The sequence below is a fragment of the Streptomyces sp. Ru72 genome (genome assembly GCF_002920635.1).
In the GTDB taxonomy this organism is placed as follows: Bacteria; Actinomycetota; Actinomycetes; order Streptomycetales; family Streptomycetaceae; genus Streptomyces.
Window position 1 is genome coordinate 109588 of the sequence record NZ_PQSR01000008.1, and the last position, 24656, is coordinate 134243.

General features: G+C 71.4%; 21 protein-coding genes. 6 read left to right on the forward strand and 15 right to left on the reverse strand.

The window, feature by feature from the left end:
* The first annotated feature begins 166 nt into the window (after nt 1–166).
* Together C3488_RS06295 and C3488_RS06300 are read left to right on the forward strand one after the other, a co-directional pair.
* Entirely contained in the window at nt 167–949 is a 783-nt protein-coding gene (locus C3488_RS06295; protein WP_103838300.1) for an IclR family transcriptional regulator, read from the forward strand.
* A 202-nt stretch (nt 950–1151) separates the two neighbouring features.
* Nucleotides 1152–2402: an MFS transporter gene (locus C3488_RS06300; protein ID WP_258053306.1), complete on the forward strand. Its 1251-nt coding sequence runs from the start codon at nt 1152–1154 to the stop codon at nt 2400–2402.
* Here the strand turns inward: C3488_RS06300 and C3488_RS06305 are convergent.
* The 10 genes from C3488_RS06305 to hrcA all read right to left on the reverse strand — a co-directional run bounded on the left by C3488_RS06305 (nt 2366) and on the right by hrcA (nt 13451).
* Nucleotides 2366–3358 carry an adenosine deaminase gene (locus C3488_RS06305; RefSeq protein ID WP_181138899.1) on the reverse strand — a complete coding sequence of 331 codons (993 nt, stop codon included), beginning with the start codon at nt 3356–3358 and terminating at the stop codon, nt 2366–2368. The genes C3488_RS06300 and C3488_RS06305 overlap by 37 nt on opposite strands.
* A 20-nt stretch (nt 3359–3378) precedes the next feature.
* Nucleotides 3379–4284: a ribonuclease Z gene (locus tag C3488_RS06310; protein WP_103838301.1), complete on the reverse strand. Its 906-nt coding sequence runs from the start codon at nt 4282–4284 to the stop codon at nt 3379–3381.
* 6 nt (nt 4285–4290) lie between these two features.
* Entirely contained in the window at nt 4291–4644 is a 354-nt protein-coding gene (locus C3488_RS06315; protein ID WP_103838302.1) for a histidine triad nucleotide-binding protein, read from the reverse strand.
* Between the two features lie 120 nt (nt 4645–4764).
* The gene (locus C3488_RS06320; protein WP_103838303.1) at nt 4765–7968 is read right to left on the reverse strand and encodes a S41 family peptidase; all 3204 of its coding nucleotides are present in this window, start codon (nt 7966–7968) and stop codon (nt 4765–4767) included.
* Between the two features lie 82 nt (nt 7969–8050).
* Entirely contained in the window at nt 8051–8620 is a 570-nt protein-coding gene (locus C3488_RS06325) for a hypothetical protein (protein ID WP_103838304.1), read from the reverse strand.
* Nucleotides 8621–8704: 84 nt separating this feature from the next.
* Nucleotides 8705–9097, reverse strand: a complete 393-nt coding sequence (locus C3488_RS06330) for a VOC family protein (protein WP_103838305.1) — start codon at nt 9095–9097, stop codon at nt 8705–8707.
* Nucleotides 9098–9141: 44 nt separating this feature from the next.
* On the reverse strand, nt 9142–9891 hold the full coding sequence (locus tag C3488_RS06335; RefSeq protein ID WP_103838306.1) for a 16S rRNA (uracil(1498)-N(3))-methyltransferase: 750 nt from the start codon (nt 9889–9891) through the stop codon (nt 9142–9144).
* Nucleotides 9888–10961 (reverse strand): nitronate monooxygenase, encoded by a 1074-nt coding sequence (locus C3488_RS06340; RefSeq protein WP_103838307.1) that lies wholly within the window; start codon nt 10959–10961, stop codon nt 9888–9890. Before C3488_RS06340 ends, C3488_RS06335 begins: the two co-directional genes overlap by 4 nt.
* Nucleotides 10962–11294: 333 nt before the next feature.
* Nucleotides 11295–12431 carry a molecular chaperone DnaJ gene (gene dnaJ / locus C3488_RS06345; protein ID WP_103838308.1) on the reverse strand — a complete coding sequence of 379 codons (1137 nt, stop codon included), beginning with the start codon at nt 12429–12431 and terminating at the stop codon, nt 11295–11297.
* Nucleotides 12432–13451: a heat-inducible transcriptional repressor HrcA gene (gene hrcA, locus C3488_RS06350; RefSeq protein ID WP_103838309.1), complete on the reverse strand. Its 1020-nt coding sequence runs from the start codon at nt 13449–13451 to the stop codon at nt 12432–12434.
* A 197-nt stretch (nt 13452–13648) separates the two neighbouring features.
* On the opposite strand from hrcA, the gene C3488_RS06355 reads away from it, so the two are divergent.
* Both C3488_RS06355 and C3488_RS06360 read left to right on the forward strand, forming a co-directional pair.
* Nucleotides 13649–14383 carry an MBL fold metallo-hydrolase gene (locus C3488_RS06355; RefSeq protein WP_103838310.1) on the forward strand — a complete coding sequence of 245 codons (735 nt, stop codon included), beginning with the start codon at nt 13649–13651 and terminating at the stop codon, nt 14381–14383.
* A 34-nt stretch (nt 14384–14417) separates the two neighbouring features.
* Nucleotides 14418–15230, forward strand: coding sequence for a DUF3097 domain-containing protein (locus tag C3488_RS06360; RefSeq protein ID WP_103838311.1), 813 nt, complete (start codon nt 14418–14420; stop codon nt 15228–15230).
* On the opposite strand, the gene C3488_RS06365 is transcribed toward C3488_RS06360, so the two are convergent.
* The 3 genes from C3488_RS06365 to C3488_RS06375 form a co-directional block, all read right to left on the reverse strand.
* Nucleotides 15208–15786, reverse strand: a complete 579-nt coding sequence (locus C3488_RS06365) for a Uma2 family endonuclease (protein ID WP_103838312.1) — start codon at nt 15784–15786, stop codon at nt 15208–15210. The two genes, C3488_RS06360 and C3488_RS06365, sit on opposite strands and share 23 nt — an antisense overlap.
* Before the next feature lie 99 nt (nt 15787–15885).
* Nucleotides 15886–17118: a radical SAM family heme chaperone HemW gene (gene hemW / locus C3488_RS06370; protein ID WP_103838337.1), complete on the reverse strand. Its 1233-nt coding sequence runs from the start codon at nt 17116–17118 to the stop codon at nt 15886–15888.
* 31 nt (nt 17119–17149) lie between these two features.
* On the reverse strand, nt 17150–19081 hold the full coding sequence (locus C3488_RS06375; protein WP_103838313.1) for a SpoIIE family protein phosphatase: 1932 nt from the start codon (nt 19079–19081) through the stop codon (nt 17150–17152).
* A gap of 157 nt (nt 19082–19238) precedes the next feature.
* On the opposite strand from C3488_RS06375, the gene C3488_RS06380 reads away from it, so the two are divergent.
* Nucleotides 19239–19802 (forward strand): two-component system response regulator, encoded by a 564-nt coding sequence (locus tag C3488_RS06380; protein WP_103838338.1) that lies wholly within the window; start codon nt 19239–19241, stop codon nt 19800–19802.
* A gap of 7 nt (nt 19803–19809) precedes the next feature.
* On the opposite strand, the gene C3488_RS06385 is transcribed toward C3488_RS06380, so the two are convergent.
* Both C3488_RS06385 and lepA read right to left on the reverse strand, forming a co-directional pair.
* Nucleotides 19810–21684 (reverse strand): long-chain fatty acid--CoA ligase, encoded by a 1875-nt coding sequence (locus tag C3488_RS06385; RefSeq protein ID WP_103838314.1) that lies wholly within the window; start codon nt 21682–21684, stop codon nt 19810–19812.
* Nucleotides 21685–21949: 265 nt separating this feature from the next.
* On the reverse strand, nt 21950–23818 hold the full coding sequence (gene lepA / locus C3488_RS06390) for a translation elongation factor 4 (protein WP_103838315.1): 1869 nt from the start codon (nt 23816–23818) through the stop codon (nt 21950–21952).
* Nucleotides 23819–24105: 287 nt separating this feature from the next.
* Here lepA and rpsT point away from each other — a divergent pair, with 287 nt between their 5' ends.
* Nucleotides 24106–24372, forward strand: a complete 267-nt coding sequence (gene rpsT / locus C3488_RS06400; protein ID WP_103838317.1) for a 30S ribosomal protein S20 — start codon at nt 24106–24108, stop codon at nt 24370–24372.
* Nucleotides 24373–24656: the final 284 nt, after the last annotated feature.

A 24656-nucleotide genomic window follows, 5' to 3' on the forward strand; every position in this document is an offset into this window, starting at 1 on the left:
GCCGCCGTGCCACGGCCTCCGTGTCCGAACCGCCGCTCACCCTGGTCGTCTCCCTGGCTAGATGTCATCCACGTATGAAGATGAAGGTTAGATACGCGAACAGAGGCCGTCAATGCCCCGGAGTGCGGCAGGAGTGCCGCACCGCCCGCCGCATTACCATCGCCGCATGTCCGACACAGGGGGCGTCCGCGAGGTCAAGTCGGCCGCACGCACGGTGGAGCTGCTCGAGGTGCTCGCCGCGCGCGGCGACCGTCCGGCACGTCTGCAGGAGCTGGCCGACGAGCTCGGCGTACCGCGCAGCTCGATGTACGCCCTGCTGCAGACCCTGATCTCACGGGGCTGGGTGCGGACGGACGTCACCGGCTCGCTGTACGGCATCGGCATCCACGCGCTGCTGACGGGCACGGGCTACCTGGATTCCGACCCGCGCGTGCGCATCGTCCGCCCCTACCTGGACGAGGCGTCGGAGGCGCTCGGCGAGACGATCCACCTGGGACGGCTGGACGGCAGGGACGTGGCGTATCTGGCGACGCGCGAGTCGCACGAATACCTGCGCACGATCAGCCGCGTGGGCCGGCGACTGCCCGCGCATGCGGGCGCGCTCGGCAAGGCACTGCTGGCGCAGCAGCCGGACGAGGCGGTGCCGCAGGGGCCGTTCGAGCCCCTGACCGCGAACACGCACACGACGCGGGAGTCCCTGCTGGCGGACCTCGCCGCCACGCGCGAGCGGGGCTATTCCATCGACCGGGAGGAGAGCGTCGTCGGCATCGCGGGCTTCGGCTTCGCCCTGCGCTACGACACCCCGGCACAGGACGCCATCAGCTGCTCGGTACCGGTGGCCCGGCTGACGCCGAGTCACGAGGAGCGGATCGTCGCGGTGATGCGGGAGATCCGGGCCAGGATCGAAGGTGTCACGGTGGGCGGCGCGGGCGCTCCGCACTGGCGCTGAGGGCTACGGACGACAAACAGAGCAGCAACTACTACCCGACCTCCCCTGAGCCAAACTCGAAGTGACTCACATCACACATTCTCCGCTTCTTCTCGAACCGCGTGCTTGATACAAATTCCCTGCACGTTCCTGTCGTTCGACGGACGGCGCCCCACCCCCCTTTTTTTTCTGAGCCGCTCTTCTCGCACGCCCTGGAACGCCCGTGTCCCCCCGCACCGCCCCGCCCTGGCCTCTCGTCGCCCTTTTCACGGCCGGGTACCTGGCCTCCTACCTGCTGCCCACCACCGTCGGCAGGCTCGACTCCGGTCTTCCACTCTCCGCCACCGAGGCCGGTTCCATCGGCAGTGCCCTTCTGCTGAGTTCGGCCACCGCCGGGTTCCTGCTCGCCGCGCACGTCCGGCGCATCGGCCCCCGCCGCCTCGCCCGCGCCGGGCTCCTGTGCGCCGCCGCCGGCTACGGCACGGCCGCGCTGAGCCACAGCATCCCCGTGGTCGTCGCGGGGGCGGTCCTCGGCGGATTCGGCTCGGGGACGGTCACCACCGTCGCCGCAACCGGCATCGCAGCCCAGCCGGACCCCCACCGCGCCTCCACGCTCGGCCTGCTCGGGGTGTCCGCGCTGGCCGGTGCCGTCTATCTGACGGTCCCTCACCTCGGCCCCGGCCACGGCCTGCCGCTCGCCGCGATCGCCCTCACCGCGCTGCTGGTGTGGCCCGCGACCGGTCGCCTCACCTCCGACGGCCCGGCCACCGAGGCCACCCTCGAGGGCGGCCGGCTGCCGCATCCGCGCTCGGGGCTGGTCCTGGCCGTCGGCATCCTGTGCTGGTCCCTCGCCCAGAACTCCCTGTGGGGCGTCAGCGGGCGCATCGGCCTCACCCAGGCGCACCTGACGGAGGTCACCGTCGGCGCCGTCTTCGCGGTCGCGCTCGGCGCCGGGCTGCTCGGCGTGCTGGGCGCGGGCGCGCTCGGCCCGCGCCTCGGCCGTGCCGTGCCCATCGGCGCGGGCACCGCGCTCATCGCCGGCTGCATCGCGGTCAGCGCGTCCGCCACCGGGCTCGGTACCTTCGCCACCGGCGAGATCGCCTGGAACACGCTCTACCCGATCGTGCTGTCGTATCTGATCGGCCTGGCCGCCTCCCTCGACGGGCGCGGCCGGTGGGCCGTCCTCGTCGGCTCCGCGTCCTCGCTCGGCACGGCGGCGGGCCCTCTGACCGGCAGTGTGCTGTCCGCGCAGGCGGGCTTCCCCGCGATGGGCGCGATCCTCGCCGCCGGGCTGCTCGCCATCGCGTGCCCGCTGACCGCGGTCGCCCTGCGCACCGGGGGCCGCACGCCGCGGCCGGCGCCGGTGCGCCGGGGCTGGGGATCCTCCCCGCTCGAAGGGCTCGGGGGCGGCGCACCGGTCGTGGACGTACCCGACGCCTACGAGAACGTGTACGCGTCCACCTCGGCGAGGTAGCGCGCCCGCCGCTCCTCGTCGTGCTCCAGGAAGGACGCGAGGAAGGAGTTGCGGGCCAGTTCGCGCAGCCGCTCCTCACCGAGCCCCAGGGACGTGCGGACGGCGTCGAAGTTGTCGCCGGCGTAGCCGCCGAAGTAGGCGGGGTCGTCGGAGTTGACGGTGCACAGCAGCCCGGCGTCGAGCATGGCCGGCAGGGGGTGGTCCGCCAGGACGTCGACGGCTCGCAGGCGGACGTTCGACAGGGGGCACAGGGTCAGCGGGATCCGCTCCCTCACGAGCCGCTCGACCAGCGCCGGGTCTTCCATGCATCGCAGCCCGTGGTCGACGCGCTCGACACCGAGCACGTCGAGGGCCTCGGTGATGTACTCCGGCGGCCCCTCCTCACCTGCGTGCGCCACGCGCCTGAGGCCCAGGGCGGCGGCGGCCTCGTACACCTCGCGGAACGTGACCGGCGGGTGTCCGACCTCGGCGGAGTCGAGACCGACGCCGGTGATCCGGTCGAGGTACGGCCGCGCCGCTTCCAGGGTCTGCATCGCCGACTCCGCGGACTCGTCGCGCAGGAAGCACATGATCAGCTGGGTCGACACGCCGTGGTTCCGCTCGCTGTGGCCGAGCGCGCGCCACAGCCCCTCCACCACCGTGCCCATGTCCACGCCGCGGGCCGTGTGGGCCTGCGGGTCGAAGAAGATCTCGGCGTGCCTCACGCCCTGCGCGGCGGCGCGCCCGAGGTAGGCGTTGGCGAGGTCTTCGAAGTCCTGCTCGGTGCGCAGGACGGCCATCAGCTCGTAGTACAGGTTCAGGAAGGACTGGAGGTCCTCGAAGGCATAGGCCGCGCGCAGTGCGTCGGTGTCGGCGTAGGGCAGCTTCACGCCGTTGCGCGCGGCCAGCTCGAACGCCAGCTCGGGCTCCAGGGTGCCTTCGATATGGAGGTGCAGTTCGGCTTTCGGGAGGGGCATCGAAGCATCGTACGGGTGTTTTATCGCCGTTTCGGAACCGGCACCCGCATGAGGTCGTGCGCCACGGTCAACTCCCCCTCGAACCCGGCGTCCCGGGCCTGTCGTTCGAACTCGTCGGGCTCGGTGTAGCGCTGGCTGAAGTGGGTCAGGACGAGATGCCGCACCCCCGCGTCGGCGGCGACACGTCCGGCCTGCCCGGCCGTCAGATGCCCGTGCTCCTCGGCGAGTCGGGCATCCTCGTCCAGGAAGGTCGACTCGATGACGAGCATGTCGCAGCCGTCGGCGAGGGCGTGGACGCCGTCGCAGAGCCGGGTGTCCATGACGAACGCGAACCGCTGCCCGCGCCGCACCTCGCTGACCTCCTCCAGCGACACACCGCCGAGGGATCCCTCCCGCTGGATCCGCCCGACGTCGGGGCCCTTGATGCCGTGGGCCGCGAGCCGTCCGGGCAGCATGCGGCGCCCGTCCGGCTCGATGATCCGGTAGCCGTAGGACTCGACCGGGTGGGAGAGCCGGCGGGCCTGAAGCGTGTACGCGGCAGTCACGGCGAGGGGCCCGTCCGTGTCGACCGGCGCCTCGGTCAGGGCGACGGTCTCGCGGTACGCCGTCGCGTACCGCAGGCGCTCGAAGAACCGACGGCCCGACCTCGGGTAGTGCGCGGTGATCTCGTGCGGCACCTGGTCGAGGTTGATGCGCTGGATGACACCGGCGAGACCCAGCGAGTGGTCGCCGTGGAAGTGGGTGACGCAGATCCGGTGCAGGTCGTGGGCGGCCACCCCGGCGCGCAGCATCTGCCGCTGGGTGCCCTCGCCGGGGTCGAAGAGGATGCCCTCGCCGTCCCAGCGCAGCAGGTAGCCGTTGTGGTTGCGGTGCCGGGTCGGGACCTGGCTGGCGGTGCCCAGGACGACCAGTTCGCGTACGGACACGGCGCCTTACCCGGGGGGCCACTGCAGGCCGCGGCCGCCCAGGACGTGGGCGTGCGCGTGCCAGACGGTCTGGCCGGCGCCGCTGCCGGTGTTGAAGACGACGCGGTAGCTGTCGAGCTTCTCCTGCGCGGCGACCTCTCCGGCCTCGCGGAGCACGTCGGCGGTGATGGCCGGTTCGGCGGCGGCGAGGGCGGCGATGTCCCGGTGGTGCACCCGGGGGATGACCAGCACATGGGTCGGCGCCTGGGGGTTGATGTCCTGGAAGGCGACGGTGGTGTCGGTCTCCCGGACGATCGTCGCCGGGATCTGCCCCGCGACGATCTTGCAGAACAGGCAGTCGTCCTGCGGCTCTCCCGCCATGCGTGCCTCCTCACACGGACTGATCACTACGACGCATGCTATCGGCACTCTCTCCCCGCCCGCCCCGGAAGGCGGGCGGGGGGAGAGCGTCCGCCCGCCCTTCCGGGGCGGGGCGGCGGATCACAGTTCCGGCAGCTCCGGGGGCTGCTTCGCCGGACGTTCCTCCAGTGCCGCCAGTGCCAGGCGGATCGCCTCGTCCAACTGCGCGTCGCGGCCCGCCGCGTGGTCCTGGGGGGCCTGGACCACCTCGACGTCGGGATCGACGCCGCGGTTCTCCACCTCCCACCCGTACCCCTCCATCCAGAAGGCGTACTTGGGCTGGGTCACCAGCGTGCCGTCGACCAGCCGGTACTTGCTGTCGATCCCGATGACACCGCCCCACGTCCGCGTCCCGACCACCGGGCCGATGCCGAGCGCCTTGATCGCCGCGTTGACGATGTCGCCGTCCGAGCCGGAGAACTCGTTGGCGACCGCGACGACGGGCCCGCGCGGCGCGTCCTCCGGGTAGCTGTACGGCCGCAGCCCGCGCGGCACGTCCCAGCCCACGATCCGCCGCGCCAGCTTCTCCACGACCAGCTGGGAGGTGTGGCCGCCCCTGTTCTCCCGGACGTCCACCACCAGGCCCTCCCGCGCGACCTCGATCCGCAGGTCACGGTGGAGCTGCGCCCATCCGGAGCCCACCATGTCCGGCACGTGCAGATACCCGAGCCGCCCGCCCGACCTCTCGTGCACGTAGGCCCGCCGGTCCGCCACCCACGCGTGGTACCTGAGCGGCTCCTCGTCGGCGATCGGGACGACGACGGCGTACCGGAGATCGCCCCCGCCCGCCGGCGAGACCGTCAGCTCCACCGGTCTGCCGGCCGTCCCCACCAGCAACGGCCCGGGCCCGGTCACCGGGTCCACCGGCCGCCCGCCGACCGCGACGATCGCGTCACCGGCCCGTATCGCCACCCCGGGTGCGGCCAGCGGTGCCTGGGCGTCGGGGTCGGAGGTCTCCGAGGGCAGCACCCGGTCGACGCGCCAACTGCCGTCCGCATGCCGGGAGATGTCGGCGCCGAGCAGTCCCTGCCGCCGGTCCTGGCCGGGGCCGTAGCCGTGGGGAAGGACGTACGCGTGCGAGGTGCCCAACTCGCCCTGCACCTCCCACAGCAGGTCGACCAGGTCGTCGTGGGTGGCGACCCGCTCGAGCACCGGCCGGTACCGGGCCAGTACGCCGTCCCAGTCGACGCCGCCCAGGTCGGGCCGCCAGAAGTTGTCCCGCATGATCCGGCCGGTCTCGTCGAACATCTGTCGCCACTCGGCGGCCGGGTCGACTGTCTGCCGGATGCGCGACAGGTCGACGGTGATGTTCGCGTCGGAGTCGTCGTCGTTCGGGGCGCGCCGGTCGCTGGGGACGACCTTGAGCTTGCCGTCGGTCCACAGCAGCACCCGCTTGCCGTCGCCGGTGACCGAGAAGTGGTCGGCGTCCGAGGCCAGGTGCTCGATGCGCTGCTGGACGAGGTCGTACCGCTCCAGCTCGCTCCTGGGGTCGGGATCGTCGGGAGTGGCGCGTGAGGTGCCGAGGACGCCGCGCACCGGGTGCCGCAGCCACAGCACCCCGTCCTTGGCGGCGCGCAGCCCCGAGTAGCGCGCGGCCTCCACCGGGAACGGCACGATCCGGTCGGCCAGGCCCTCCAGGTCGACGCGGGTGGTCGGCGCGCCCTCGCTGTCGGGTGTCTCGTCCTTGTCGGGCGCCTCGAAGGGGCGGCCGTGCCGCTGCGGCCCGAACGGGGACGGGGTGGTCGCGGCGAGCGTGATCAGGTACGGCCGGGAGCCGCCCACGAAGGCGAGGTCGAAGACGTGGTCGTCGTACACCGGGTCGAAGGAGCGCGCCGAGAGGAACGCGAGATGCTTGCCGTCGAGGGTGAACGCGGGCGCGTAGTCCCGGAACCGCAGCGGGGTCGCCTCGGTCACCGAAAGGTCGGCCGTGTTGGCGAGTTTCAGGTGGCGCAGCGGGCGCGGCCCGGGGTGCGACCAGGCCAGCCACACCGAGTCGGGCGCGAAGACGAGCCCGCTGACCTCGCCGTCCTCGCTGCGGTCGACCTCGCGCACCTCGCCGCTGTCCCGCTCGACGAGCAGCACCCGCCCGTCGTGCGCGGCGACGGCCACCTTGCTGCCGTCGGGCGACACCGCGAGCCCCAGCACCCGCCCGAGCTGCCCGGCGGCGAGCCGTCGCGGGACGGCGCCGGGAGCAAGGCCGGTGGCGGGCGCGAACTCCAGCGCGTCGTCGCCCTCCGCGTCCGTCACCCACACCACCCACTCCTCGCCGTCCGCGCGGAAGGTGTGCGGCAGCCGGGCGCGCACGCCGTGCTCGGCGGCGAGCGCGCGGGCGGGCCCCGAGCGGTGGGTCACCCAGTGGACGGCGCCGCGCACCGCGACGGCGCTGCCGCGCCCGGTGTGGTCGGGCGAGGCGGCCCCGAACCAGCGGGAGGCGTCGACCGGATACGGCTGGAGGTCCACGCGCTGCCCGCCGAGCCGGATGTCGAGCGGCCTCGGCTCGGCCCCGTCGAGGTCGTCGAGGATCCACAGCCGGCCGGCCGAGGAGTACACGACCCGGGTGCCGTCGGTGGCCGCCTGCCGGGCGTAGAAGCCGTCGAGGGGGGTGTGCCGTCGCAGGTCGGAGCCGTCGGCGAGCGACGAGTACAGCGCCCCGACGCCCTCGTGGTCACTGAGGAAGGCGATGCGGTCCCCCACCCACGACGGGTACTCGATGTTGCCGTCCAGGTCCTCGTGCAGCCGTACGAACTCGCCGTTGTCCTCGCGGTCGATCCACAGCTTGCCGGCCGTGCCGCCCCGGTAACGCTTCCAGAGGGCGGCCTCGCGGGCCCCGGCGGACAGCAGCACGGTGTGCGGCCCGTACGCCACCTCGCCGACGGGCCCGTACGGCAGCGTGGTCGCCGGTCCCCCGTCGAGCGGTACGGCGTGCGCCCAGGTGCGGCGGAAGGACGCCTGGCCGACCGTGCTGAGCGCGAGCACGTCCCCGTCGGGGGTCCAGCCGCGCACCTGGGTCTTCACACTTCCCCAGTGGGTGAGGCGCTTGGCGGGTCCGCCGTCGATCGGCGCGATGTGCACCTCGGGCGCGCCGTCGCGGGTGGAGGTCCAGGCGACGGTCGTGCCGTCCGGGGAGATGCGGGGGTGGTTCACGGGTATGTTGTCGGCGCTGACCCGCCAGGCGCGGCCGCCGTCGAGCGGGGCGACCCAGACGTCGTCCTCGGCGGTGAAGGCGACCAACTCGCCGTGCAGATGCGGGAAACGGAGATACGCGGGCGATGCGGACTGAGTCACCAGGTCACCCTAAGCAGCGAGCGCGTACCCGAACAGGGGGTTTTCCCACTTACCTGTCCCATGCCCGCACCGCTCGCGTCCGTCACTTGCCCTGAACCGGCCAGCAGGTGGGATCGCCCTGGCACCAGATGGTCCTGGTGACGGTGACCGTGACGGTGGGACCGGGCTGCCCGGGGCCGGCCGGGCGGCCGCCGGGCGGACTGGGCGTGCTGCCCTGGCAGTTGCCTAGGCCGCTGACGTGGAACAGCTCCTTGCCGCCCACGGTGCCCCTGAGGTCCCCGCGGACACACCTGCCGTCGACGGCTCGGGTGACCCGGCCCTTGACGGTGATGTCCTTGCCGTCGTCCGTCTGCCCCTTGCAGTCGACGGTGACGACGGCGGTCTCGCTCGCCGAAAGCGCCGAGCCGGACGTACCCGACGCGCCGGCCCCGCTGCTGCCGTAGTCGCCCGAGCAGCTCAGCCAGCGCACCTTCACATGCTGCCGCTCCAGCTCCTTCGTGGCGGTCTGGTCCGTGGTGTACGCCACCGACGCGGAGCTGAGATCACCGGGCTGGCAGGCCACGGCTCCGCCCACGGCCACCACCGCGAGGCCGGTGACCGCGGCGACCCGCCGTACCCCGGGTCGTCGCCCAATGCGCCGCAATGCCCCCATGAAGGGCAGCGTGCCACTCCCGCGGCGGCGACGGTAGAGCGCATACGGTCACACGAGCGCCCCGCCGTCGGCCTCCCCGCGCCGTCAGCCGCGCAGCAGCAGCCACTGCTGGAGTTCCACCAGATTGCCCTCCGGGTCCTTGAGGTGGGCGACGCGCATACGGTCGGTCATGTGGGCAGGGCCGTGCAGCAGGGTCGCGCCGCGGGAGGTGATCTCGGCGCAGTACGCGTCCAGGTCGTCCACGCGCAGCACCACCAGCGAGCGGTGGCCCGTGGCGTGGTCGCCCAGTTCGCCGAGGACCTGGGCCATCATCGCCCGGTCCTGCAGCGCGATGCCCGCGGATCCGGCGGCCGGGCTGAACTTCTCGTACGGCCCGTCGGCCGCGCCCGACTGCGGCTTGAGGCCGAGGACGTCGGCGTAGAAGCGGTAGCAGGCCGGGAAGTCCGTGACCAGCAGCCGCACTTGGGCGAGTTCCATGGCGTTCCCCCGGTGGCTGGATGGATCCGTTCGAGGTCCGTGCGTCAGGACCAGCGGCCCGTGCGGCCGAGCAGCAGCGCGGCCGCCGCGGTGCCGGCGGTCGATGTACGAAGGACACTACGCCCGAGGACGTACGCCTTCGCACCGGCTTCCCGGAACAGCGCCAGCTCCTCGGAGGAGATGCCGCCTTCGGGCCCGACGACCAGGACGATCTCGCCCTCCGTGGGCAGTTGGGCGGTGGCGAGCGGCTCGCTGCCGTACTCGAAGTCCGAGTGGAGCACGGCGGCGAAGTCGGCTTTGGCGAGAAGTGCGGCAACCTGCTTGGTCGTCGCCGCGTCCGCGACCTCCGGAAAGCGCACCCGGCGCGACTGCTTGCCCGCCTCGCGGGCGGTGGCCCGCCACTTGCCGAGCGCCTTCAGCCCGCGGTCGCCCTTCCACTGGGTGATGCACCGGGCGGCCTGCCACGGGACGATCGCGTCGACGCCGACCTCGGTCATGGTCTCCACGGCCAGCTCACCGCGGTCGCCCTTGGGGAGGGCCTGGACGACGGTGATGCGGGGAGACTCCACGGGCTCCTCGTGGACGGACTCCAGATCCGTCACGACGAGCCGGTCCTTGCCCTCGGCGGCCTTCACCACACCCTCGGTCCAGCGTCCGCGCCCGTCGGTGAGGACGACGTCCTCACCGGGTCGCAGCCGCTTCACCGAGACCGCGTGCCGGCCCTCGGGGCCGTCCAGCACGAACTCCGTTCCGATCACGTCGAGTCGGTCGACGACGAAGACGGGAGCGGTCATCGCCCGGCACCTCCCGTCGACAACGCTGTCGTCGCCTCCTCGAGCTCCGTGACCAGCACCTCCACCAGCCGGCCTGCAGGCAGGTCCCGCGCCAGGCGGTGGCCCTGGCCCGCCCACAGCGCCATGCCCTGCGCGTCGCCGGCCTTGGCGGCCGCCTTGCGCAGCGGGGAGGTGAGGTGGTGGATCTCGGGGTACGCGGCGGGCGCGTAGGGGCCGTGTTCGCGCATGAACCGGTTGACCAGACCGCGGGCCGGACGTCCGGAGAACGCCCGGGTCAGCTCGGTGCGGACGAAGTGGGAGCCGGTCAGCGCCTGCTTGTGCGCGGGGTGGGCGCCGGACTCGGGCGTGGCGAGGAACGCGGTGCCGAGCTGGGCGGCACTGGCTCCCGCGGCGAGGACAGCGGCGATCTGGCTGCCGCGCATGATGCCGCCGGCGGCCACGATCGGGATGGTGACGGTCTCGCGGACCTGGGCGAGGAGCGAGAGCAGCCCGACGCCGGAGCCGTCGTCCTCCCGGCAGTCCCGGTGGGTGCCCTGGTGGCCGCCGGCCTCGATGCCCTGCGCGATGACCGCGTCGGCGCCCGCCTCCTGCACGGCGAGAGCCTCCTCGGCGGTGGTCGCGGTGACCAGGGTGAGGGTGCCCAGGCGGCGCAGGGAGTCCAGCACGTCCGGGGCCGGGACGCCGAAGTGGAAGGAGACCACCGGCACCGGGTCGTCGAGGAGGACGGCGAGTTTGGCGTCGTAGCCGTCGTCACGGCCGCTGTCGCGGTCGCCCAGCTCGGTCTCGTACCAGGTGGCCTCGCCGGCGAGCTGGTTGGCGTACACCTCGACGGCGGCGGGGTCGGCGTACTCGGGCTGGGGCATGAAGACGTTCACGCCGAAGGGGCGGTGGGTCAGCCCGCGGAGCTGCTTGATCTCCTGGTACATCCCGTCGGCGGTCTTGTACCCGGCGGCGAGGAAACCCAGGCCGCCGGCCTCTGACACGGCGGCGGCGAGCTGCGGCACGGAGGCGCCGCCTGCCATGGGGGCCTGCACGATCGGGTGCGGGAAGAGATCGGTCAGGGAGGACATGACGGCATGTTGTCACGTCTTTCGAACGAGTCCGAATCCACCGGTCCCGCTGCATACGCCGGAGGAATGAGAACAGTGCGATGGCAGCCCGGGACGGTGAAACTCAGCTGGTCCGGCGTTTGAGGGCGAGGCCGTTCAGGCCGAAGGGGGTCCGGGGGCGCAGCCCCCAGGGACGGCCGCCCCGGCGCCGGATGCCCATCCGCCGCCGGGTGCCAACACCATCAGCGCCCGTTGAACGCGTCCTTCAACCGCGAGAACAGCCCCTGCCACCCCGGCCGACTGTGCCTGCCCGGGGGCCGACCCCCGGACCCCCGGGCAACGCCGACACTCGCCTCAACGCCCGTTGAACGCGTCCTTCAACCGCGAGAACAGCCCCTGCTGCCCCGGCTGGAACTGCCCCTGTGGCCGTTCCTCGCCGCGCAGCTTCGCCAGCTCGCGCAGCAGTCGCTCCTGCTCCGGGTCCAGCTTGGTGGGCGTCTGGACCTCGACGTGGACGACCAGGTCGCCCCGGCCACCGCCGCGCAGATGCGTGACACCGCGGTTGTGCAGGGGGATCGACTGCCCGGACTGCGTACCGGGACGGATGTCGACCTCCTCCAGGCCGTCCAGCGTCTCCAGCGGCACCTTCGTGCCGAGAGCCGCCGCCGTCATCGGGATGGTGACCGTGCAGTGCAGATCGTCGCCGCGGCGCTGGAAGGTCGGATGCGGCAGCTCGTGGATCTCGACGTAGAGGTCACCGGCCGGACCGCCGCCGGGGCCGACCTCGCCCTCGCCGGCGAGCTGGATCCGTGTGCCGTTGTCGACACCGGCCGGGATCTTCACGGTGAGCGTCCGGCGCGAGCGCACACGCCCGTCACCGGCGCACTCCGGGCACGGGTTCGGGACGATCGTGCCGAAGCCCTGGCACTGCGGGCACGGCCGGGAGGTCATGACCTGGCCCAGGAAGGACCGCGTGACCTGGGAGACCTCACCGCGACCACGGCACATGTCACACGTCTGCGCGGACGTACCCGGCGCGGCGCCCTCGCCGTTGCAGGTGTTGCAGACGACGGCCGTGTCGACCTGGATGTCCTTCGTGGTGCCGAAGGCCGCCTCGTCCAGCTCGACCTCGAGCCGGATCATCGCGTCCTGGCCCCGGCGGGTGCGCGAGCGCGGACCGCGCTGCGACGCCGTACCGAAGAACGCGTCCATGATGTCGGAGAAGTTCCCGAAGCCGCCCGCGCCGAAGCCGCCCGCGCCGGCCGCGCCCGACTGGGACAGCGGGTCGCCGCCGAGGTCGTAGACCTGCTTCTTCTGCGGGTCCGAGAGCACCTCGTACGCGGCGTTGATCTCCTTGAACCGCTCCTGCGTCTTCGGATCGGGATTGACGTCCGGGTGCAGCTCGCGGGCGAGCCGGCGGAACGCCTTCTTGATCTCTTCCTGCGACGCGTCGCGGCGCACGCCGAGTACGGCGTAGTAGTCCGTGGCCACTTACGACTCCGCCAGGATCTGTCCGACGTACCGTGCCACCGCTCGTACCGCTCCCATCGTTCCCGGGTAATCCATGCGGGTCGGTCCGACCACGCCGAGTTTCGCTACTGCCTCGCCGCCCGAACCGTAGCCCACGGAGACGATGGACGTGGAGTTGAGTCCTTCGTGCGCGTTCTCATGGCCGATACGTACCCGCATGGCCGGATCCTTCGCCTCACCCAGCAGTTTGAGGAGCACGACCTGCTCCTCCAGCGCCTCCAGGACGGGCCGGATGGTGAGAGGGAAGTCATGCGCGAAGCGGGTCAGGTTCGCGGTGCCGCCGATCATCAGCCGCTCCTCGGTCTCCTCCACGAGCGTCTCCAGCAGCGTGGAGAGCACCGTCGAGACCGTGCCGCGGTCCTCCGGCTCCTCGAACGCCTCGGGCAGATCCTGCACGAGCTGCGGGACGTCCGCGAAGCGGCGGCCGGCGACCCGGCTGTTGAGCCGCGCGCGCAGGTCCGCGAGCGACGTCTCGCCGAACGGCGCCGGGCAGTCGATCATGCGCTGCTCGACCCGGCCGGTGTCCGTGATCAGCACGAGCATCACACGCGCGGGTGCCATCGACAGCAACTCCACGTGGCGCACGGTCGAACGCGTCAGTGACGGGTACTGCACCACGGCGACCTGCCGGGTGAGCTGTGCGAGCAGCCGCACCGTGCGCGCCACCACGTCGTCGAGGTCGACGGCGCCCTCCAGGAAGTTCTGGATCGCGCGGCGCTCGGGCGGGCTCATCGGCTTGACGGCCGCGAGCTTGTCGACGAAGAGGCGGTAGCCCTTGTCCGTGGGAATGCGTCCTGCACTGGTGTGCGGCTGGGCGATGTACCCCTCGTCCTCCAGCGCGGCCATGTCGTTGCGGACGGTGGCCGGGGAGACGCCGAGGTTGTGCCGCTCGGTGAGGGCCTTGGAGCCCACCGGCTCCTCGGTGCCGACGTAGTCCTGGACGATGGCGCGCAGCACCTCGAGCCTGCGTTCACTGAGCATCGCGCACACCTCCAGCGGTCATGTCCCCTTGACGCTTCCCCTGGCACTCTGCACTTGCGAGTGCCAGCATTCCCCGGCCCAGTGTACGGCTGTCGGGTACACACCCGGCAAGGGCGGGCGCCGGTGCCGTGCCGAGGTGTTACCGACCTGTACCGGCCTGTCCTGCCGGGTCGGTCACCTGCGGATAGCGTCGCCGTATGACGGTGTTGTGGGAAGGGTCGGGGTGGGAGGCGCTCGGTGCGCGCGCGGGGCGGGCCAGGCTTCCGGTCTGGGACTGCACGGCCGGGCTGGTCGTGGGCGATGACGCGGCGCTGCTGGTCGACGCCGGGTCGAGCGTGGCGGAGGGAGCACGCTTGCGCGGCGATGCGGAGCGGATGCTGGAGCCGCTCGGCGGAGACCGTCGTGTGACGCATCTCGCGCTCACCCATCCGCACTTCGACCATGTCTTCGGGGCGGCGGCGTTCGCGGGCGCGGAGGTGTTCGGGGCCGTGGGCATCGACAGGGTGCTCGCGTACGGACGGGGGGAGCTGGTCGCGGACGCGGTGCGCAACGGTCTGGATCCGGCGGAGGCGGCCGAGGCGGCGGACGCACTGGTCCGCCCGCACCACCAGGTCTCCGGCGAGTGGACGCTGGACCTGGGCGGGGTCCAGGTGCTGCTGGCGAATGTGGGCCCGGGCCACACGGCCCATGACCTGGTGGTGTTCGTCCCCGGGGACCCGGAAGTGGTGTTCTGCGGGGACCTGGTGGAGGAGTCCGGCGAACCGCAGGCGGGCCCGGACGCGATCCCCTCGCACTGGCCGGCGGCCCTGGACCGGCTGCTCGAGCTGGGCGGGGAGGACGCGGTGTACGTGCCGGGGCACGGGGCGGTGGTGGACGCGGGGTTCGTACGGGCCCAGCGGGACGAGTTGGCGGCACGCTTCGGCGTGTCGTAGCACCTCGGGGACGTCTTCTCCTATCGTCACTCGAATGCGCCAGTACTCTCCGGATCTGACCCCTCCGTGGAAGAAGCCGAAGCCCGTCCCGGAGGTCCCGGCGGACCCCGGTCTGGTGGTGGAGGAGCCGCGCACGGGTTTCTGCGGCGCGGTGATCCGCTGCGAGGCGGGCACGGTGACGCTGGAGGACCGCTTCGGCAAGCACCGGGTGTTCCCGCTGGAGCCGGGGGGCTTCCTGCTGGAGGGCCGGACGGTGACGCTTGTCCGTCCCAAGACCGCCGTGCAGCGCCCCACGCGTACGGCGTCGGGGTCGGTGGCCGTTCCGGGAGCGCGCGCGAGGGTGGCCCGTGCCGGCCGTATCTACGTCGAGGGCCGTCACGACGCGGAACTGGTGGAGAAGGTCTGGGGCGACGACCTGCGCATCGAGGGCGTGGTGGTGGAGTACCTGGAGGGCGTCGACGACCTGCCGTCGATCGTCGAGTCCTTCGCCCCGGGCCCGGACGCACGCCTGGGTGTCCTGGTGGACCACCTGGTCCCCGGAACGAAGGAGTGGCGGATCGCGCAGTCGGTGACGAGCGAGCACGCCCTGGTGGTGGGTCACCCGTACATCGACATCTGGGAGGCGGTGAAGCCGGCGGCGCTGGGCATCAGGGAGTGGCCGAGCGTCCCGCGCGGGCAGGACTGGAAGACGGGGGTGTGCCGGGCGCTGGGGTGGCCGTCGGACAACACCGGCGCGGTGTGGCAGGCGATCCTGAAGCGGGTGGGGTCTTACAAGGACCTGGAGCCGGAGTTGCTGGGCCGGGTGGAGGAGTTGATCGACTTCGTCACGGGTAGCGGTGGGGTTTGACGTTGGTGAACGTTCCGAACTCGGTGGTGTCCAGTTCGAGTCCCAAATCCTCTACCGGCAGCGGCGCCCCGAACTTGGTGATCTGCTGGCGCTGATAGTCGGCGTCCTCTCCCTTCCCGACAGGCCTCGTCAGCAGGACACACTGCGCCATGATCGGATCCACGATGAGGTAGACAGGCACCTTCCCGGCGGCATAGATCGACCGCTTGATCTCGTAGTCCCGCTGGACGCTGGTCTTGGAGACGACCTCGACGACCATCGTGATCAGGCTGCACGGAATCAGGCGACCCGAGCCAGGCAGGACATCGCGCTCCACGACCACCAGGTCCGGTACGGGCTCGCTGGCCTCGTCCACAATGTCGACGTCCTGGGTCTGGAGGGGATACCAGCGCTCCAGTGGGATCTGCCTCTCCGTGAGCAACACGATGAGGTTGTGCACCAGATCCGGGCTGGCCATCATCACGATTTCCCCCCGCAGGAGCTCCACCTTGAGTCCGTCGGGCGGCTCGAACCGCTCGAAGAACTCTGCGACTCCACGTTCGTCCACAGCGGTCATCTCCGTGGCCTCCACATTCGCCGCGTACTGTCAGCGGCAGCCTACGAACCAGGTTAGGGACCGAACCCCCGTTCCGCTGGCATTCACCCGCCGGAGTGATCAGTCCACCAGGTCCCGCACCACCGCATCCGCGAGCAGCCGCCCCCGCAGCGTGAGCACCGCCCGCCCCGCCTCGTAGGGCCCTGCCTCCAGCAGCCCCTCCCCCAGTGCCCGGCGCGAGGCCGCGAGCCCCTCCTCTCGCAGCAGCGCCAACGGCGCCCCCTCCCGCAGCCGCAGCTCCAGCAGGATCCGCTCCACCCGGCGGTCCTCCTCCGACAGGACCTCCCGCCCGGCGCCCGGGGAGCGGCCCTCCGCCAGCGCCGCCGCGTACGCCCCCGGATGCTTCACGTTCCACCAGCGGACGCCGCCCACGTGGCTGTGGGCGCCCGGACCCGCTCCCCACCAGTCGGCCCCCCGCCAGTACAACTCGTTGTGCAGGCAGCGACCGGCAGTGGACGTGGCCCAGTTCGAGACCTCGTACCAGTCGTAGCCCGCCGACCCCAGCACCTCGTCCGCGATCAGGTAGCGGTCGGCGTGCACGTCGTCGTCCGTCATCGGGATCTCGCCCCGGCGGATGCGCCGGGCGAGCTGTGTGCCCTCCTCCACGATCAGCGCGTACGCCGAGACGTGGTCCGGGGCCGCTCCCAGCGCCGCGTCCAGGGAGGCGCGCCAGTCGTCGTCCGACTCCCCCGGGGTGCCGTAGATCAGGTCCAGGTTCACGTGCTCGAAGCCCGCCGCCCGAGCCTCGGCCACGCACGCCTCGGGGCGGCCCGGGGTGTGCGTGCGGTCGAGGATCTTCAGGACGTGCGGGCGGGCGCTCTGCATGCCGAAGGAGATCCGGGTGAAGCCGCCCTCCCGGAGGGTGGCCAGGTACTCCGGGTCGACCGACTCCGGGTTCGCCTCCGTCGTCACCTCCGCGTCCTGCGCGAGGCCGAACTCGTCGCGGATCGCGCCCAGCATCCGTACGAGGTCGTCCGCGGCCAGCAGCGTCGGCGTACCGCCCCCGACGAAGACCGTGCGCACCTCGCGCGGGTCGTCGCCCAGCACCTTGCGGGCCAGGCGCACCTCGTCGATCAGGGTCGACGCGTAGTTGTCCCGGGAGGCGAGGACGCCTCCCGTGCCCCGCAGCTCCGTCGCCGTGTACGTGTTGAAGTCGCAGTAGCCGCAGCGCGTCGCGCAGTACGGGACGTGGAGGTAGAACCCGAGGGGGCGCTCGGCGGCCCCGGCGAGCGCGTGCGCGGGGAGTGCGCCGTCGTCGGGGACCGGTTCGCCGTCGGGGAGTGCGGAAGGCATGTCCTCCATTGTCCCGTACTGCCAGAAGTCCTCATTCCGCCTGCAGCACCAGCAGCGCCAGATCGTCCTCCGGGGGATTCCCGCCGAACTCGTGCACCAGCGTCCTGATCCGCTCGGCGACCAGCTCCGCGTTCATGCCGGCGCAGCCGGCCAGTGCCGCCGCGAGCCCGTCGCCGTCGTCGAACTGGCGGGACCCGCAGCGCCGCTCGGTCACCCCGTCGGTGACGCAGAGCAGCGTGTCGCCGGAGCGCAGATCGAAGGTCTCGCACGTGTACGTCTCGTCCTCGACGACCCCGAGCAGCGTCTGCGGCTGGGCCACGGCCCGTACGTCGCCGTCCGGGCCGAGCAGCAGCGGCAGCGGATGCCCGGCCGAGGCGAGCGTGCAGCGCACCCCGCCGTCGAAGGGCACCAGTTCCCCGTAGAGGAGGGAGAGGAAGCGGGCGTGGGGGCCCTCGTCGGCGACCGGCATCGGCGTGCCCGCCGCGACGAGCGCCCGCGCCGCCGCGTCGGACGCCTCGGTGGCGTCGTCGAGCAGGAGCTGGTTGAGGCGGTCCAGGACGTCGGGGACGTCGTAGCCCTCGCGGGCCAGCAGCCGCAGCCAGGGCCGGGCGAGCCCGATCACGACCGCGGCCTCCGGACCCTTGCCCTGGACATCGCCGAGCGCGAAGCACCACCGTCCGTGGCCGGCGGGGAAGATGTCGTAGAAGTCACCGCTCGGTCCACCCATGTCGCACGGCTCGTAGACGAGTGCGCTGCTCACCCCCGGGATCTCGGCGACCGCGCCGGGCAGCAGCCCGCGCTGGAGCACCCGGCTGATGGTGGCCTGGCGCGCGTACTGCCGGGCCGCCCCGATGGCCAGCGCCACCCGGCGGCTGAGGTCCTCGACGAGTCCGGTGATCTCGTCGGGGAAACGCAGCAAGCCGGCCCGCCCGATGACGAGCGTCCCGAGCGGCCGGCCGCCCGCGATCAGCCGGTAGGCGAGCGCCGCCCCGGTCGCGCCCCGCGGGCCCAGCGCCTCGCCGGGCCAGGGCACGGGCACCGCCCGGGAACGCACCGACTCGGGCAGCCGGGGAGGGTCCTTCTCCAGGGCCCGGCGCAGTTCCTCGATGCGGTTCTCGCTGCCGTGCCAGACACGGGCGAGCCGGGGCCCGGCCGCGACCGGCGCCGAAGGGCCGCGCCAGCCGGTCGCCTCGTCCTCCAGCCACACCGCGCACCAGTCGGCGAGCCGGGGCACGATCAGCTGCCCGGTGAGCGCGGCGACCAGGTCCTCGTCGAGCTGCCCGGCGAGCAGGTCGGACGCCTCGGCCAGGAAGGACAGCGCGCCGCGGCCCCGCCACTCCCGGTCGGGCAGGCCGCGCCCGGGTTCGGCGAAGGCGGAGAGTTCGGGCCCGAGTATCTCGGCCGGGCTCAGCCCGCGTCCCAGGGCGCTGTCTCCGGCGTACGTCTCGATCCCGCCCTCGGCGTCCAGGGCGGCGTGCAGGGGAAGCAGCGCCCAGACGGTCTTCGCGCCGGTGCGGTAGCTGATCCCCCAGGCCGTGGAGAGGGAGGAGACGAGGCGCAGGCCGCGCCCGTACTCCGGTATGCCGTAGGGGCGCTCGGCGCCGTCGTCCCGGACCGCGCGTGAGGGGTGGTGGTCGGAGACCTCGACGAGGAGCCCGGCCGACTCGCCCTGCGCGTCCATGAGGCGGCAGACCAGCTCGACGTCGGTGCCGGCGTGCACGACGGCGTTGGTGACGAGTTCGCTGACGACGAGCAGGGCGTCGTCCGCCAGCCGCTCGGTGACGGCGTCGGGCTCGGCGGCCCGGTCCCACTCGCCGAGGGCGGCGCGCACGAGCCGTCGGGCGTTGCCGGCCGCTAGGGGGCTGCCGGGCAGGGTCGCCCGCACCACCGTGCGCAGGCCCGCGGACTCGAGCACGTCGGGGGCGCGGGAGGCGGTCTCCCGTTGGGTGGGAATGGGCCCCATGGACAGCTCCCCGGGCAGTTCGGTCGAATGAGCCTGTGGCGATGCGGACAGGGTGACAGACTGACCCCGCCCATAAGCGCCGAGTTACCGAAGTGGCCCGCCATGAGTGAGAACCGTGCTACGCATGTGGTCGAAGACGGACAGATTCGAGCAGGGCATGCCTACTGAGAAGACGTCCGAGGACAGCGCCGGCATCCTCCTCGTCGACGACATGGAGGACAACCTCACCGCTTTGGAGGCCGTGCTGCGCTCGCTCAACGAGCCGCTGGTACGCGCGCGTTCGGGCGAGGAGGCGATGAAGGCGCTGCTCGAACGCCGGTTCGCGGTGGTCCTGCTGGACATCCGCATGCCGGGCATGGACGGTTTCGAGACCGCCGCGCACATCAAACGCCTGGACCGGACCAAGGACGTCCCGATCGTCTTCCTGACCGGCTCGGACGCGGAGGCCGGATATGCCTTCCGGGGGTACGCGACGGGGGCCGCGGACTATCTGACGAAGCCGTTCGATCCGTGGGTGCTGCGGGCCAAGGTGACGGTCTTCCTGGATCTGTACCGCAAGAGCAGGCGGTTGGAGCGGCTGCAGGAGGGCCTGACCGGCCTGGTGGAGCACCTGTCCGGCCTGGAGGAACGCCTGTCCGCGGGCGCCCTCCCGGACCTGGCGGAACTACGGTGCCAGGTCCGGGAGCTGCAGCAGTTGGCGGCCGAGGGGCAAGGGTCCTGACGCTCCCTCAGACCTCGCGCGACCCCGCGTACATCTCGTCGATCAGGTGCTTGTACTCCCGTTCGACGACCGGACGCTTCAGCTTCAGGCTGGGCGTGATCTCTCCGTGCTCCACGTCGAGGTCCCGGGGCAGCAGCCGGAACTTCTTGATGGTCTGCCAGCGCTGGAGGCCCTCGTTGAGCTGCTTGACGTAGCCGTCGACCATCTCCACCGTCTGCGGGGCGGCCACGACCTCGGCGTAGGACTTGCCCTCCAGGCCGTTCTCCTTCGCCCACTGAAGGATCGCGACCTCGTCGAGCGCGATGAGCGCGGTGCAGAAGTTACGGTCGGCGCCGTGCACGAGGATGTTGGAGACGTAGGGGCAGACCGCCTTGAACTGTCCCTCGACCTCGGCGGGCGCGATGTACTTTCCGCCGGAGGTCTTGATGAGGTCCTTCTTGCGGTCGGTGATGCGCAGATACCCGTCGGGCGACAGCTCGCCGATGTCACCGGTGTGGAACCAGCCGTCCGGCTCCAGCACCTCGGCGGTCTTCTCGGGCAGCCCGTGGTAGCCCTCCATGATGCCGGGGCCGCGCAGCAGGATCTCGCCGTCGTCCGCGATGCGCACCTCCGTGCCGGGCAGCGGCTTGCCGACCGTGCCGGTGCGGTAGGCCTCGCCCGGGTTGACGAAGGAGGCCGCGGAGGACTCGGTGAGGCCGTAGCCCTCCAGGATGTGGATGCCGGCGCCCGCGAAGAAGTACCCGATCTCGGGCGCGAGGGCGGCCGAGCCGGAGACGCAGGCGCGCAGCCGGCCGCCGAACGCCTCGCGGATCTTGGCGTACACCAGGGCGTCCGCGACCTTGTGCTTGGCGCCGAGACCGAACGGCACGGCATGCGTGCCGGTGCGGCGGAAGTTGTCCTGGGAGACCTTGGCGTACTCGCGGGCGACCTCCGCCGCCCACTGGAAGATCTTGTACTTGGCCGGGCCGCCCGCCCGGGCCTTGGCCGCGACGCCGTTGTAGACCTTCTCGAAGATGCGCGGCACGGCGGCCATGTACGTCGGCTGCACCACCGGCAGATTCTCGATGATCTTGTCGACGCGGCCGTCGACGGCGGTGACGTGCCCGACCTCGATCTGGCCCGAGGTGAGCACCTTGCCGAAGACATGGGCGAGCGGCAGCCACAGGTACTGCACGTCCTCGGGGCCGAGCAGCCCGGTCGCGGCGATCGCCTTCGCCATGTACGCCCAGTTGTCGTGCGGCAGACGCACGCCCTTGGGGCGCCCGGTGGTGCCTGAGGTGTAGATGAGTGTGGCGAGCTGGTCCTTGGTGATCGCACCGACCCGTTCCTTGATCAGCTCGGGGTGCTTCTCCAGGTGGGCGGCGCCGCGCTGCTCCAGTTCGGCCAGGCTGAGCACTCCGTCGCCGGTCTCGGCGCCCGCCGGGTCGATCACCACGATGTGCGTCAGGGCGGGCAGCTCGTCGCGCTTCTGCTGTGCCTTGGCGAGCTGCTCGGCGTTCTCCGCGACGAGCACCTTGCTCTGGGAGTCGGCGAGGATGAAGGCCGACTCATCGGCGTTGGTCTGCGGATAGATGGTGGTCGTGGCGGCACCGGCGCACAGGATGCCGAGGTCGGCGAGGATCCACTCGACCCGGGTGGAGGAGGCGAGGGCGACGCGCTGCTCGGGCTGGACCCCCAGTTCGATGAGCCCGGCCGCGATCGCGTGGACCCGCTCTGCGGCTTCGGCCCAGCTCAGCGACTTCCAGTCGTCGGGGCCCTCACCGGAGGCCGGGGGTACGGGGTAGCGGTAGGCCTCGGCGTCCGGCGTGGCCGCCACGCGCTCCAGGAAGAGCGCCGCCACGGAGGGCGGACGGTTCTCGATCAAAGTCTGTGTGTCGCTCACGACATCCTCCGGGGCCCGCGGCGGTGCGGCTGGCTGGCTCATTGCTGCTGGATCGTTGCGGCTGCGGTCACTCGAGACCTTTTGTTTAACTCACGAGTAACCCTCGAGCAGGCATCAGAGTAGAGCCCGACCGGCCGGTGCGTAAGGGGCGGTGGCCTGTCGTTTCGTACACAGAGCGACCGGCCGCACGCACAGGGGCCCGCCGCGCTTTCGCACGACGGGCCCCGTACCACCCGGTTTGCCGGGGTCATCGCGGGAGACCGCGTTACTTCTTGCCCTTGCTCGACCCCGCGCTGTCATCGCTGGAGAGCACCGCGATGAAGGCTTCCTGCGGAACCTCCACGGAACCCACCATCTTCATCCGCTTCTTGCCCTCCTTCTGCTTCTCCAGCAGCTTCCGCTTACGGGAGATGTCACCGCCGTAGCACTTGGCGAGGACGTCCTTGCGGATGGCGCGGATGGTCTCGCGGGCGATCACCCGGGAGCCGATGGCGGCCTGCACCGGCACCTCGAAGTTCTGCCGCGGGATGAGTTCCTTCAGCTTGGCGACGAGCCGGACGCCGTAGGCGTACGCCTGGTCCTTGTGGGTGATCGCGGAGAAGGCGTCGACCTTGTCGCCGTGCAGCAGGATGTCCACCTTGACGAGGCTCGAGGACTGCTCTCCGGTGGGCTCGTAGTCCAGGGAGGCGTACCCGCGCGTCTTGGACTTCAACTGGTCGAAGAAGTCGAAGACGATCTCGGCGAGCGGCAGCGTGTAGCGGATCTCGACGCGGTCCTCGGACAGGTAGTCCATGCCGAGGAGAGAGCCGCGGCGGGTCTGGCACAGCTCCATGATCGCGCCGATGAACTCGGTGGGCGCGAGGATCGTGGCCCGCACGACCGGCTCGTACACCTCGGCGAGCTTGCCCTCGGGGAATTCGCTCGGATTGGTGACCGTGTGCTCCTCGCCGTCCTCCATGATCACGCGGTAGACCACGTTCGGCGCGGTCGCGATCAGGTCGAGCCCGAACTCGCGCTCGAGCCGCTCGCGGATCACGTCGAGGTGCAGCAGTCCGAGGAAGCCGACGCGGAAGCCGAAGCCGAGGGCGGCGGAGGTCTCCGGCTCGTAGACGAGGGCGGCGTCGTTGAGCTGGAGCTTGTCCAGGGCCTCGCGCAGATCGGGGTAGTCCGAACCGTCCAGCGGATACAGACCCGAGAAGACCATGGGCTTCGGGTCCTTGTACCCGCCCAGCGGCTTCTCGGCGCCCTTGGCCTGGCTGGTGATGGTGTCACCGACCTTGGACTGGCGGACGTCCTTCACCCCGGTGATGAGGTAACCCACCTCACCGACCCCGAGGCCGTCGGCACCGAGCATCTCGGGCGAGTTGACGCCGATCTCCAGCAGTTCGTGCGTGGCGCCGGTGGACATCATCCGGATGCGCTCGCGCTTGTTGAGCTGGCCGTCGACGACACGGACGTAGGTGACGACGCCGCGGTAGGAGTCGTAGACCGAGTCGAAGATCATCGCGCGGGCGGGCGCGTCGGCGACGCCGACCGGGGCCGGGATCTGCTCGACGACCTTGTCCAGCAGCGCCTCGACACCCAGACCGGTCTTGGCGGAGACCTTCAGCACGTCGCCGGGATCGCAGCCGATGAGGTTGGCGAGCTCCTCGGCGAACTTCTCCGGCTGCGCGGCCGGCAGGTCGATCTTGTTGAGGACGGGGATGATCGTGAGGTCGTTCTCCATCGCCAGGTAGAGGTTGGCGAGGGTCTGCGCCTCGATGCCCTGGGCGGCGTCGACGAGGAGGATGGTCCCCTCGCAGGCGGCGAGGGAGCGCGAGACCTCGTAGGTGAAGTCGACGTGCCCGGGGGTGTCGATCATGTTCAGGATGTGCGTGTTGCCCGGATCGTGGGTGGGGGCCCAGGGCAGCCGCACGGCCTGGGACTTGATCGTGATGCCGCGCTCGCGCTCGATGTCCATGCGGTCGAGGTACTGAGCGCGCATCTGCCGCTGCTCGACGACGCCGGTCAACTGGAGCATCCGGTCGGCGAGCGTGGACTTGCCGTGGTCGATGTGCGCGATGATGCAGAAATTGCGGATCAGAGCCGGGTCGGTACGGCTCGGCTCGGGCACATGGCTAGGGATCGCGGGCACGCAGGGTCCTGATTCTTGAGGCGTCCGCAGTGTCTGCGGTCTCGGGTCGGATCGATACGTAGCCTCCATGGTCCCACGCGCGCGGGGCTACGACCGGTTTGGGCCGTACCGGAGGCGGTGGAACGGGTGGCCGGGGGAGGGCTCGCGGCCGGTTTGGGCGGGCCGGAGGGCGGCTGGTAGCCTGGGTGGCTGTGTCTCCTGCCCTCTCAGCGCGAGACACGTCTTCAAGAAATCACCGGAGCGTGAGACGTCCAGTCTCGCGTGCCTGAACCTGTAAAGGCTCATTCGTGGCGAACATCAAGTCCCAGATCAAGCGGAACAAGACGAACGAGAAGGCGCGCCTGCGCAACAAGGCCGTCAAGTCCTCGCTCAAGACCGCGATCCGCAAGGCTCGCGAGGCCGCTGCCGCGGGCGACGTCGAGAAGGCCACCGAGCTCCAGCGCGCCGCCGCGCGTGCGCTCGACAAGGCCGTCTCGAAGGGCGTCATCCACAAGAACCAGGCCGCCAACAAGAAGTCGGCGCTGGCCACCAAGGTCACGGCCCTCAAGGGCTGACCCTCCTTTTGATCTGAACTGATCCAACCGCCGGAAGGACCCAGAGCGGGCCCTCTCTCATCCGCTCCCGACCGGCATCCCGAGTCCGTACGCGGCCTGCGTTCGCCACGCGGGTACGGACTCATCTGCTTCAACCGAAGGCCCCGCGGCCCGTCCTTCCCCAGGACGGAGTGCGCGGGGCCTTCGGCATGATCAGCCGGTCGGGCACAGGCAGCCAGTCGGGCATGAGGCAGCCGCGTCGGCATCGGAAGTCACCCTCAGCTCCAGCGGAAGCGCCCTCGGCA

Excerpts from the sequence above, each read along its gene's own strand:
- C3488_RS06295 (WP_103838300.1), top strand. The coding sequence starts at position 167 with ATGTCCGACACAGGGGGCGTCCGCGAGGTCAAGTCGGCCGCACGCACG.
- C3488_RS06305 (WP_181138899.1), bottom strand. The coding sequence starts at position 3,358 with ATGCCCCTCCCGAAAGCCGAACTGCACCTCCATATCGAAGGCACCCTG.
- C3488_RS06315 (WP_103838302.1), bottom strand. The coding sequence starts at position 4,644 with ATGGCGGGAGAGCCGCAGGACGACTGCCTGTTCTGCAAGATCGTCGCG.
- C3488_RS06325 (WP_103838304.1), bottom strand. The coding sequence starts at position 8,620 with ATGGGGGCATTGCGGCGCATTGGGCGACGACCCGGGGTACGGCGGGTC.
- C3488_RS06330 (WP_103838305.1), bottom strand. The coding sequence starts at position 9,097 with ATGGAACTCGCCCAAGTGCGGCTGCTGGTCACGGACTTCCCGGCCTGC.
- C3488_RS06335 (WP_103838306.1), bottom strand. The coding sequence starts at position 9,891 with ATGACCGCTCCCGTCTTCGTCGTCGACCGACTCGACGTGATCGGAACG.
- C3488_RS06340 (WP_103838307.1), bottom strand. The coding sequence starts at position 10,961 with ATGTCCTCCCTGACCGATCTCTTCCCGCACCCGATCGTGCAGGCCCCC.
- hrcA (WP_103838309.1), bottom strand. The coding sequence starts at position 13,451 with ATGCTCAGTGAACGCAGGCTCGAGGTGCTGCGCGCCATCGTCCAGGAC.
- C3488_RS06355 (WP_103838310.1), top strand. The coding sequence starts at position 13,649 with ATGACGGTGTTGTGGGAAGGGTCGGGGTGGGAGGCGCTCGGTGCGCGC.
- C3488_RS06360 (WP_103838311.1), top strand. The coding sequence starts at position 14,418 with ATGCGCCAGTACTCTCCGGATCTGACCCCTCCGTGGAAGAAGCCGAAG.
- C3488_RS06365 (WP_103838312.1), bottom strand. The coding sequence starts at position 15,786 with ATGACCGCTGTGGACGAACGTGGAGTCGCAGAGTTCTTCGAGCGGTTC.
- hemW (WP_103838337.1), bottom strand. The coding sequence starts at position 17,118 with ATGCCTTCCGCACTCCCCGACGGCGAACCGGTCCCCGACGACGGCGCA.
- C3488_RS06375 (WP_103838313.1), bottom strand. The coding sequence starts at position 19,081 with ATGGGGCCCATTCCCACCCAACGGGAGACCGCCTCCCGCGCCCCCGAC.
- C3488_RS06380 (WP_103838338.1), top strand. The coding sequence starts at position 19,239 with ATGCCTACTGAGAAGACGTCCGAGGACAGCGCCGGCATCCTCCTCGTC.